This is a genomic window from Pseudomonas fluorescens, assembly GCF_018614655.1.
Classification (GTDB): Bacteria; Pseudomonadota; Gammaproteobacteria; order Pseudomonadales; family Pseudomonadaceae; genus Aquipseudomonas; species Aquipseudomonas fluorescens_BX.
On the sequence record NZ_JAGGOG010000033.1, the window covers coordinates 24,191 to 33,706 of the forward strand.

Annotated in this window: 10 protein-coding genes and 3 pseudogenes; 9 read left to right on the forward strand and 4 right to left on the reverse strand. The window is 56.2% G+C overall.

Annotated features, from left to right (window positions below; all coding sequences use genetic code 11):
• Window positions 1-82: 82 nt before the first annotated feature.
• The 4 genes and pseudogenes from J7E41_RS28470 to J7E41_RS26130 all read left to right on the forward strand — a co-directional run.
• Window positions 83-142, forward strand: a pseudogene (locus J7E41_RS28470) (hypothetical protein); the annotation flags it as partial.
• A gap of 5 nt (window positions 143-147) precedes the next feature.
• Window positions 148-438: a hypothetical protein gene (locus J7E41_RS26120; protein WP_214997144.1), complete on the forward strand. Its 291-nt coding sequence runs from the start codon at window positions 148-150 to the stop codon at window positions 436-438.
• 1,129 nt (window positions 439-1,567) lie between these two features.
• Complete coding sequence (locus tag J7E41_RS26125; protein WP_251029694.1) at window positions 1,568-1,963, forward strand: structural protein; 396 nt, start codon at window positions 1,568-1,570, stop codon at window positions 1,961-1,963.
• 71 nt (window positions 1,964-2,034) lie between these two features.
• Entirely contained in the window at window positions 2,035-2,271 is a 237-nt protein-coding gene (locus tag J7E41_RS26130; RefSeq protein WP_214997153.1) for a hypothetical protein, read from the forward strand.
• A gap of 267 nt (window positions 2,272-2,538) precedes the next feature.
• Here the strand turns inward: J7E41_RS26130 and J7E41_RS26135 are convergent, their stop codons facing one another.
• On the reverse strand, window positions 2,539-2,763 hold the full coding sequence (locus tag J7E41_RS26135) for a hypothetical protein (protein WP_214997145.1): 225 nt from the start codon (window positions 2,761-2,763) through the stop codon (window positions 2,539-2,541).
• Between J7E41_RS26135 and J7E41_RS26140 the strand changes: the two genes are divergently transcribed.
• From J7E41_RS26140 to J7E41_RS26155, 4 genes are all read left to right on the forward strand, one after another.
• A complete protein-coding gene (locus J7E41_RS26140; protein WP_214997146.1) occupies window positions 2,762-3,061 on the forward strand; it encodes a hypothetical protein in 300 nt (99 codons plus the stop codon). The two genes, J7E41_RS26135 and J7E41_RS26140, sit on opposite strands and share 2 nt — an antisense overlap.
• Before the next feature lie 270 nt (window positions 3,062-3,331).
• A complete protein-coding gene (locus J7E41_RS26145) occupies window positions 3,332-3,538 on the forward strand; it encodes a hypothetical protein (RefSeq protein ID WP_251029695.1) in 207 nt (68 codons plus the stop codon).
• Window positions 3,539-4,088: 550 nt separating this feature from the next.
• On the forward strand, window positions 4,089-4,274 hold the full coding sequence (locus tag J7E41_RS26150) for a hypothetical protein (protein ID WP_214997147.1): 186 nt from the start codon (window positions 4,089-4,091) through the stop codon (window positions 4,272-4,274).
• A 294-nt stretch (window positions 4,275-4,568) separates the two neighbouring features.
• Entirely contained in the window at window positions 4,569-5,186 is a 618-nt protein-coding gene (locus J7E41_RS26155) for a hypothetical protein (RefSeq protein ID WP_214997148.1), read from the forward strand.
• Window positions 5,187-5,395: 209 nt separating this feature from the next.
• Here J7E41_RS26155 and J7E41_RS28630 read toward each other — a convergent pair.
• Window positions 5,396-6,247, reverse strand: a pseudogene (locus J7E41_RS28630) (IS110 family transposase); the annotation flags it as partial.
• An 83-nt stretch (window positions 6,248-6,330) separates the two neighbouring features.
• Here J7E41_RS28630 and J7E41_RS26170 point away from each other — a divergent pair.
• Window positions 6,331-6,451, forward strand: a pseudogene (locus tag J7E41_RS26170) (IS5/IS1182 family transposase); the annotation flags it as partial.
• Between the two features lie 170 nt (window positions 6,452-6,621).
• Here J7E41_RS26170 and J7E41_RS26175 read toward each other — a convergent pair.
• Both J7E41_RS26175 and dsbD read right to left on the reverse strand, forming a co-directional pair.
• Window positions 6,622-7,428 carry a TlpA disulfide reductase family protein gene (locus J7E41_RS26175; protein ID WP_214997149.1) on the reverse strand — a complete coding sequence of 269 codons (807 nt, stop codon included), beginning with the start codon at window positions 7,426-7,428 and terminating at the stop codon, window positions 6,622-6,624.
• Window positions 7,428-9,164 (reverse strand): protein-disulfide reductase DsbD, encoded by a 1,737-nt coding sequence (gene dsbD / locus J7E41_RS26180; RefSeq protein ID WP_214997150.1) that lies wholly within the window; start codon window positions 9,162-9,164, stop codon window positions 7,428-7,430. Before dsbD ends, J7E41_RS26175 begins: the two co-directional genes overlap by 1 nt.
• Window positions 9,165-9,516: the final 352 nt, after the last annotated feature.

Here is a 9,516-nt window from a genome sequence, read left to right on the forward strand (position 1 = left end):
ATGGCGGTGCTGAAAACGGCACCCATCGAGCAAATAGTGCCGAAAACGGCATGATTGGTGATCAATTAAAAGAAGCGCACGAGTGCTTGGGTTAACGCAGCCGCGATTTGCAGAAATCGCCGGGGCTGCGAAACGAACGTTGATTGAGTGGGAAAAAGGAACTACTTCACCGAGTACAGCCCTGCTATCGGCACTCGCCGCCGGGGGGGCGATGTTCTCTATGTCATCACCGCTCAACGCTCTGCTCCGGCCATTCCTGCACCGGGCGATGTCGTGCGCGACCTCGTCCGAGGTAAGGCACTCATTGAGTCCGGCGTCATGATTGGACAGGCGTTCAAGGAGATGAAGGCGTCCGGCGCGTTACCTGGTAGTGCATTAGAAAAAGCCGGTTTCAACCGGCGCGAGAAAGCCCTGCTGGCCAACTTCCTAGGGGGCTGACGAAAAAGGCCGCAAAGCTATTGAAGGTGCGGCAGGTGTGTTGTCACACAGGGGACAGTGATGAGTCGAAACACCATGGCGGCGAATCATGTGTTAGTAACTTTTCTGCTAAAAAATACGATGAGTGAATGACGACGAAATCCTGCGACAGTTGTACATAGATGTTGAAGCGCAACAGCATTGCGATACGCAACATCGTAAAAGTGCTCATGACAAAAATATGCGAGGACAGTCAGCAAAACGCCCTCAAACTTTACTGGCGGCCCTTGCACTCGATGGAAAGCTGCGAAGAAGTCGCCTTTCGGCGACTCAGTCAAGCTGTTTATTGAGGAAGCTCATCTATTAACTGCTGAAGGCGTTGATCCCCTGAAGCTGCTATTGCTGCTTGTTCAGATGGGGAAAGAAGCCGGGCCAGATCGACTAGATGCTTTGAAGACCTGGCCCTCTCAAGCGACTGTTGACGAGATTGTTCAAGACGCTCAGCCACTAATCGAGCAATGGATGCCTCGAAGCGCCGGGGCTTCTGACGAGCCAAAAAAGGGGGCTGATTGATTTTTTAGGTGGCATAACTCGCTCCTTTGGCGCGACAACTTCAGTAACTATTGGAAGTATTGAAAATGACCAAAATTAAGTGCTTTGATGTCTGGATCGATGAGGTTAGTCAGCTTCAGCTAAGTACGCAGACAGGGGCACTAATTGTGTTGGCGACTCCTCGCACGAAACATGGCCCACAAGGAGCATCGGTGCGATTCCATTTCGATCCTCTGGTCGCACGACAATTGTATGACGCCCTAGTACAGGTTCAGCAAACGCTGGAAAAAGTCGCTGAAGGCACCCCGCCAACAGACTCCCGGCACTGATTTTGTAGAATTGGAATAATCGCCCTTTCATGTTTTCTGTTCTGACGACTGTAGTGAGTGGTGGGCCGACCGATACTCCGCTTGATGCTAACAAGAGCGGTCGCAATGTGTGGGCTGTTACACAATAGGTGAGTGCCGGGCGACAGTGCAATCCTGTACTACATCTCTTTAAACTCGATTAAAAGCCCTCCAAACGTACACCGCCCATGATGGCGGTGTGTGTATTTCTGGCGTCTGAAAAGTGCGACGCTCATGACTGGAGGCATCCGATGCGACCCCAATCCTCTCGCGACATCCGCAACTTCAATCCCGGCCACATTCGCCATGTCAGAGGCACCCGCTGGCAAGGCATGTCGGCGAATCAACCTAACACGGACTTTGTTCAGTTCGTAGATCCTCGATGGGGCATCCGCGCCATTGCTCGCCCCCCCCTGATCACCTATCAGGACAAGCATGATCTGCGCACCATTCGCCGGATCATCGGGCGCTGGGCGCCTGCGAACGAGAACAACACAGAGAACTACATCCGTCAGGTTGCCACCCATGTGGGAGTATCACCTGATGCTCGTATCGACGTGTACGACTACCCAACCAGGCGTGCGCTGACGCAAGCGATCATTCGTGATGAAAACGGTGCCGGCCAGCTCCCCGAGGGCAACGGCTAGGCCCGGCGCTGATCAACGAAGGTCTGCACCTGGTTGGCATGGTTCCCGATACCTATCACGGGGGAGAACGCATGAGGCTGATTGATAGCTGTCGTTGCTGCCGGGAGCTGCACAGTGTCCAGTTGGTCATTGTCATTGCACTGCTGAGCCTTGTTCAGGCCACGGTCTTGCCGATGTGGCACGCACAACGTTCTCCCTCGATTTATGCCGCCATCAACAGCGCCCTGGCCGTGCTGCTGTTCATCGCTCGCTTAGTCAAGCAAGGCCCAGAACAGCCAAAGCCACCGGGCCAGGACATGCCGTCATGAGACTGAACCTCTTCAGCAGGGCGTTTACGGCACTACTGACGGGGCTGGCCGGAGTGTGTCGTTGGCCCACATCACGTATCACCGACGGAACCTGGATCAGACCCAGCGTTATGCCCCTGTATCGCCAGGGCAAGTCCGGTATCACCACCAAACATCGAGTCTTTCAGTCCCATCATCGTATGAGGAAACGCCATGGTGCTTAAACGATTGCCAACACACCTGCTTATCGCTTCGCTCGCCTGTGGGGTCAGCACAGCGGCAGCGGCCTCAATCGCCTACGGTTTCGGCTTTCGCTACGCCGAAGCGCTGGGCAACGCCAGCGTGCAGAGACTCAGGGCCACACACGTAGAGCAAGCCGGGGCAACGGAAAAGGAACACCGATTGCAGTTGTTGCAACAGGTCGCCCGCGCCAATGAAGCCGAAGCCTTGCTGTTCGCCACGTTTGATCAGCATGCCGAAGAAAAACGACTGCTTCAGGAGCGCATCCCCCATGTCACGACGCAATACATTCCGGCGTCTGGCGCTATCGCGAAGCCTATCCCTCGGTGCTTATTTACTGCTGGCTGGTTGCGCGACCTCAACACCGCTCTCGGTGTGCCCACCCCAGGAGCGGGGCTACTGCCACCCAACCTGCGCAAGCGCCCTGGACCACCCCGGTACTGACGCCGAGCTACCCGAAAGCGGTATCACGCCCGCAGACATTCTTGCCTACGCCCAGAACTACGGTCAGTGGGTTCGCAATAACCTCGCCCAACTCAATGGATTGCTTGATCTACGGGAACAGGACTGACGCGTTATGGATGTAACCGGGCCCGCTACGAAGAGGGACGCTGTTGAATCACAGACACGAATTTGCACCCGAGACTTGCTGCGTCGCTCCGGCCTTTCGGCCTATCACTGTGAAACCTGTGGTGATGCTCTCCCCAGAGGATCGACGCCAGAACGAACCGGGTATCGAGCATTGTTTCGATTGCACGGATGTTTTGAAACACATGAACAGACGGGGTTTTCGATGAACCTGAACGAACTCAATTTTGCCTTTCAGACCGTGCAATGACTGATGCTGACGGCGCTTGGCATTTACACCTGGATGAGCAAACACCAGACCGCCAGCGCTCAGGAACTGCTGGAGCTACGTACACGCATCGTTACCCTGAAAGAGCACGTCCGGCACTTGCCTGACCAGACCGTCGTTACCGATCTGCTGGGTGACATGAAAGCGGCATGGGTCGAGTTGTCGGGGGATGAAAGTGCGCCCGCCCTTTAACCCGATTGCTGGACCGGATCAATGATGACCTGCTAAGAGAAAAAACATGACCACTCCACACTCCGATTTTATCCGTCAGGACATCCGCTTGGTCATCCGCTTGGTCATCCTGCGCCTGCTGGTCGAAAGATGCCAACCGACAAGGCCAATAGTTCTGTGTTGACCATGGCGCTTGACAGCTTCCGCCGAAGGTAAGGAAGCCTGGTACAAGAAAATTCGTAACGCCTACGGCCCCGCGAGGAACTGGACGCCATCCCTCGTGATGGCAACGGCGTGTATATCCCGGGTGTGTGGATCGAAGACGCCATGCGCGCCGCTCGCACGGTGTTGCGCCCGGCGCAGGACGAAAGCTGCACATTGCAGTCCTTGGCTCACCGTGAAGCGTGTGTCGAGACTGGATTGAGCGCTATCTCGCTCCATTGATACAGGCGCTGACGCCGGAGCTGCGGCACTACCTGGCTATGGACTATGCGCGTCACCGCGAGTGTTCCATCATCTGCCCCTGTCTGTCGATCAGGCTCGGCACCGCGATGTGCTGTTTGTGGTGGAAATGCACCAGCTGTCATACCGACAACATAAACAAATCCTGTTCTACCTCCTGCGCCGACTTCCGCGCTTTGCCAGCGCAGCACTGGACGCTACCGGCAGTGGTGAAACCCTGGCCAAAGCTGCCGATGAATTCGGTCATGACCGCGTCCTGCTGGTAAAACTCAGCCGCGCCTGGTACGGCGCCTAGATAGCGAAATTCATCCAGCACTTTGAAGACGGCAACCTCACCCTACCCAAGGACGATTCACTGCAGCAGGACGTGCGTTCGATTGAAACAGTCGAGCGTATTCCGATGATCACGAAGGCCCGCTCGCAAGACTCAAAGACCCCGAACTTTACCGCCAAGGCGACTTCGCAGACGCCGGTTCACTGGCCGACTTCACAACGCTGGAGAGCGCTGTTGGTCCGATGTCGGTCAAATCCCGTCGCCCACGTCAGGGCATCCGCATCACCCAGGGGTACGCATGAACAAGAAAGGTGCGTGGGTCGCGCCCACGGAATCGTCAGCATCACCGATGCCGAAGCACAAGGGGCTGACCGAGCATATCGCCAACCGTGCGCGCAGCTTCGATGCCCAGGCACTGGGCATGTACCCCCACCCAGCAAACCCCTCACCGACGAACACACCGTGCCCCCAACGGAGCAGGCCGCCCTGGAGGCGGAAAACAAACGCCTCAAAACCAAAATTAAACAGTACCAATCTGATCAGCGAAAGGCGCTAGCACAACAACGCCATACCAGCAACTTGGCTTTCGCCGAAGGTCTGGTCGGTGCGGGCAAGTTGCTGCCAAAACACAGCGGCGCCCTGATCGCCGCGCTGGACTTCGCCGAAGCGGGTCAGACGCCGCTGGAGTTCGGCGAAGGCCATCAGCGCAAACCAGTCATTAAAGGCCTCAAGGCACTATTCGACGACTTCCCACAGCAGATCAACTTCATCGAGCAGGCGAACCGCTCGGGTGATGTGCATGCGCCGACCGATCTGGCGTTTGCGGAGAAGAACACCGACCCCAACCGCCTCAAGTTGCACAACCGTGCAACAGCGTTGGCCGCCGAGAAAAACATTCCTTACGAGTCGGCAGTACGCCAACTCATCAAATAACCAAGATGCATCATGGCTGATCGTTTGAAGGCATTGCGGGTTGTTGACCCTGTACTCACCAACCTGGCAGGAGGCTATCGCAATGCCCAGTACATCGGTGCAGGCTTGTTCCCTATCGCGTTGATGGACAAGGAAACGGGGATTGTCCCGCTGTTCGGCAAGGAGGCTTTCGAGGTCTACGATACTGAACGGGCGATTCGTTGCCACGCCGAGCGGGCCCCATGGACCATCAGTGTTCGCAGATATGCATCGCCGTGCTGATGCCAAGCAGTCGATCCTTGCCACCGGAGCTATGTTGCCTCGGCGTTAATCCCAGTGAGGCAGCGAACTGTCGGCCGTTGGCAAACTGCCAAGGATCACCGAGGGCGAGGACGAGTGCAGTAGCGATCATCGAGCCAACGCCGCGTAGCTGTTGTAGACGGAGGGCGGCCGGTTCGCTTGTTGCAATGGCAGTAATCTCGCTGTCGAGTTCGTTCACGCGCTCATCCAGCGTACGAAGATCGTCCCACAAGCCATCCAGCTAACGGCGAAAGCGTACCGTCAAACCGTAATCCGAATCTTCCAGCCAGCACGGTATCGCACGACGAAGCATGAGTAATTCTTTCGGGGCGATGAGGCCGTACTCGGCGACCAGCCCACGAATCTGATTGGCTTTGGCCGTCCGTTGTTCAATAGCCGGCCCGAATGCGATGCGTCGCCTGGATATCCTGTTGCTCGATGGTCTTGATGGCGACGAAGCGCATGCTGGGGCGGCTCATCGCTTCACAGATGGCCTCGGCATGGTTGGCGTCGTTCTTGTTGCTCTTGACGTACGGTTTGACGAACTGCGGCGCGATCAGCTTCACCCGAAATCCGCATGCCTGGAGCTGTCGCGCCCAATGGTGCGCACCACCGCAACTTTCCATGCCAATCTCACAGCCGGGCACGATCTTCTCCAGCACCGTTTGAAGCCAGCGATCACGAGGCAGACGCTGCCGCCAGATTGGCTGGTCATGGCAATCCACGCCATGGATCTGAAACACTTTCTTCGCCAGGTCGACCCCACTGCGCATAAGCTTCATGTGTGGACTCCTTCTCGCTATTGACTGTGGTTCGTACCTTCAGTCTGGCACTTCAAGTTGCCGAGGTGAGGAGGAGTCCATCCCATCGTTTCCGGGTGTTCAAACGGCAGTTTAGCTATGTGAAAGAGCGTTTTCGCGGGGCTGATGAAAAACACCGCTCAACTGACCACGTTGTTCGCTCTGTCGTACCTGTGGATGAATTGAAAGCAGCTGATGGGTATGGCCGAGTTGCGCGTGTATCACGCAGACATGAGTTGAGAAGCCCGACGAGGTGGGTGCAAGAGACCTTTCGCGGCCAATGACTCCGATGTAGCGCCGTTTTCAACTTGCCACGCGATTGTGACCCGTGTGGCGCCTTCATTAAAGAGACTCCGTCAGCGCTCTTCGAATTGTTCGAGCGCTCGAGCCAGGCTTGCATCTGACAGCTCGCCTAGATGGCTGCTGACTAATCTGCCATCTGCACTGTAGAACAGGGACGTTGGTAACGCCATCGAACCAACGATTTGGCCAAGTCGCCCGCCGCCATCAAATAAAATGTTATTCAGCGCTAGTTTTTGGCTCGAGAGGAACTTATTGACGATATCCAATCCTTCGCCTTGGTTCACGAAGAGAAAATTCACGTCCGGATGCTCTTCCTGGGCTTTCTGCAACACGGGCATTTCACGACGGCAGGGTGGGCACCAGGTGGCCCAAAGGTTGATCACCAGTGGGCGACCTTGATGGTCCGTGAGCTGAACGGTCTCTCCACTGATCGCACGCACAGGTATTTCCGGCAAGCGCGTACCTTTCTCGTAGACGCTCAACGATAGTGTCCCCAAGCCCCACAGGAGCATGCCGCTGACCACCGACGCAGCCAGTGGTCGACGCAGCGCGGTACGTTGCCAGCCCCAGATCAGAGCCCCAAACACCACCGCGATTGCACCTGGCAAGGCAAGGAAACCGCCATCACGTACATCGATGATGCGCCAGAGGTCACTGCCATAGTGCTCTTGATAGACTAGAACGAAGCTCGCTCGGGCTATCAGAAGTCCCTGCATCAACAGCCAGAAAAGTACCGAGTCCAGGCGCTCCCCCCCCTTCCGGGCCACTCGACGTCCAATCAGGGTGGCGACCAATAACGCGCTGATCAGCAACAGATGGCTCAGTGAGATTACCAAGCTGCCAATATTGAATGTAAGCATCAACGCCCCTCCTTGGTTTGGTTCCAGCGCTGAAGAAACGCCTCGGCGTCAACTTGCCCAGTAATACGCTGACTACGACGCTCCTCTGCGTCTGGCCCTATCCATAAAAAGCTCGGAGGCCCCGATACCTTGTAGCGGCTCAATAACTCACGGCTATCAGTGTTATCAGCGGTGACGTCCAGGCGAAGCAGGCGCACATCCTTCAAGGCATCCATTACCTGAGGTTGGCCGAACACTTCCTTTTCCATCACTCGGCACGACACACACCAATCGGCGTAGTAATCCAGCAGAACCCATTGACCACTTGCTCTCGCCAAATCCAGCTCGTTTTGCAATTCAGTCGGAGACTTGATGGTGACGAATGCATCATGCACCGACGGTTGCGATGCAGCGCTGACAGTGGTTGCGCTGTAGACCTTCAAGGGTCGCCAGAGATCATCGGAGCCGCCGGCGGCACCGACGGCAAGTAAGCTGCCCCAGATACCGAACACAACCGATGCGATAGCGAACAAATGATTCGCCGCGGCCGCTGGCATGCGTTGATGCCAGACGGTGTAAGCCAAGGCCAGCGACAACACGCCCCACAGCCCGATCCAAAGCGACTCATCCAGCACCGGACGCAACATATAGATCGCTGTAGCCAGAAACAGGAAGCCGAAGGCGCCTTTGAGCAGGTTCATCCACGCCCCTGGTTTGGGCAGGAAGCGGTTGCCGACCGTGACGAGCAACAATAGGGGCAGGCCAATGCCCAGGCCCATGGCAAACAGAATAAGACCGCCGTGCAGTCCGTTTCCGCTTTGCGCGATGTACAGCAGCGCACCGGCCAACGGTGCCGTCATGCATGGGCCCACCAATAGTCCGGACAACGCGCCCAAGACGCCGGCACCCACCAAGCTACCACCACTGCGCTGGCGGCTGGCGTTTTCCAGCCGATCGCGAAGGGCCGCGGGTAACTGCAATTCGAAAAAACCAAACATCGGTAATGACAGCAGGATGAAGATCGCAGCAAAACTACTCAGCACCCACGGTTGTTGTAGCAACGCCTGCAAGTTGGCACCCAGCATCGCGGCAAGCACCCCCATCGAGGCATATACCAACGCCATACAGAACACATAGCTGCCAGCTAGGGCAAAACCGCGTCGCGGGCTCGCGCCACTGCCAACGACAAGTCCTGCAAGAATCGGCAGCATGGGAAGAGAGCAAGGAGCAAACGCCAACAGCAACCCCAGACCGAAGAAGATCAGTAGGCTCCAGCCAAGTGCCCGTTGCTGAAGGCCACTGGCAAGCGCCTGATCAGGCGCCTCGGTAGCGGCGGCAGCCGACGGGCTACCTCCCAGGTCAAGGATTAACGATTGCGGTGGATAGCACAAACCGGCATCGGCACAGCCCTGCCAGCCCACCTTGATTTTGCCGCTAGCCTCTGCGGGAATCTTCAACTCCAGTCCCTGCCGGTAGACTTGCTGAGTGCCGAAAAATTCGTCGCTATGAACTTCCCCCTCAGGCAAGGATGGCTTGTACTCATTCGACAATCCATCGAATGTCAAACGTTGCTGATAGACGTAATACCCACCGGCGATTTGCCAATAAAGCTGAGTTTCCCCCGAGGGCAGGCGCTGCGAACTGAACGCAAATGCTTTTTCTGCAGGAAGAAACTCTGGCTTAACATCAAACAGACTGGACCCGGCATGAGTGAATCCTGAAAGCAGCATCAACAACAGAGTAAACAATCGAAGCATGAGAAGGCTCTATTTTCTGAAAACGACGGGAGGGTAGTGCACGGTGATTAAGCTTAAATTAATAACAGAAACAGTATTAGCCACTACTGCAGACACTGCGCCAGCACTATAAAACTCATGATCACCAAACGATAAAACCACTTCAGTTGTGGCCGTCAAGCCGGGAGGCGCTCGGTGTCAGTCACGTCGTCGGGGGCATGGTTACTCCATACCACTTGGCCAATACGCAACATAGTGTGAACCCACCTCACTCCGACGCACCACGCCGGAATGATCACGGGCCTGTTTTTAGCGCAGCATCACCGAGCGCAGGCACTTTTCGTACACAACCTAGTGTCCTGAGTTAAAAGTT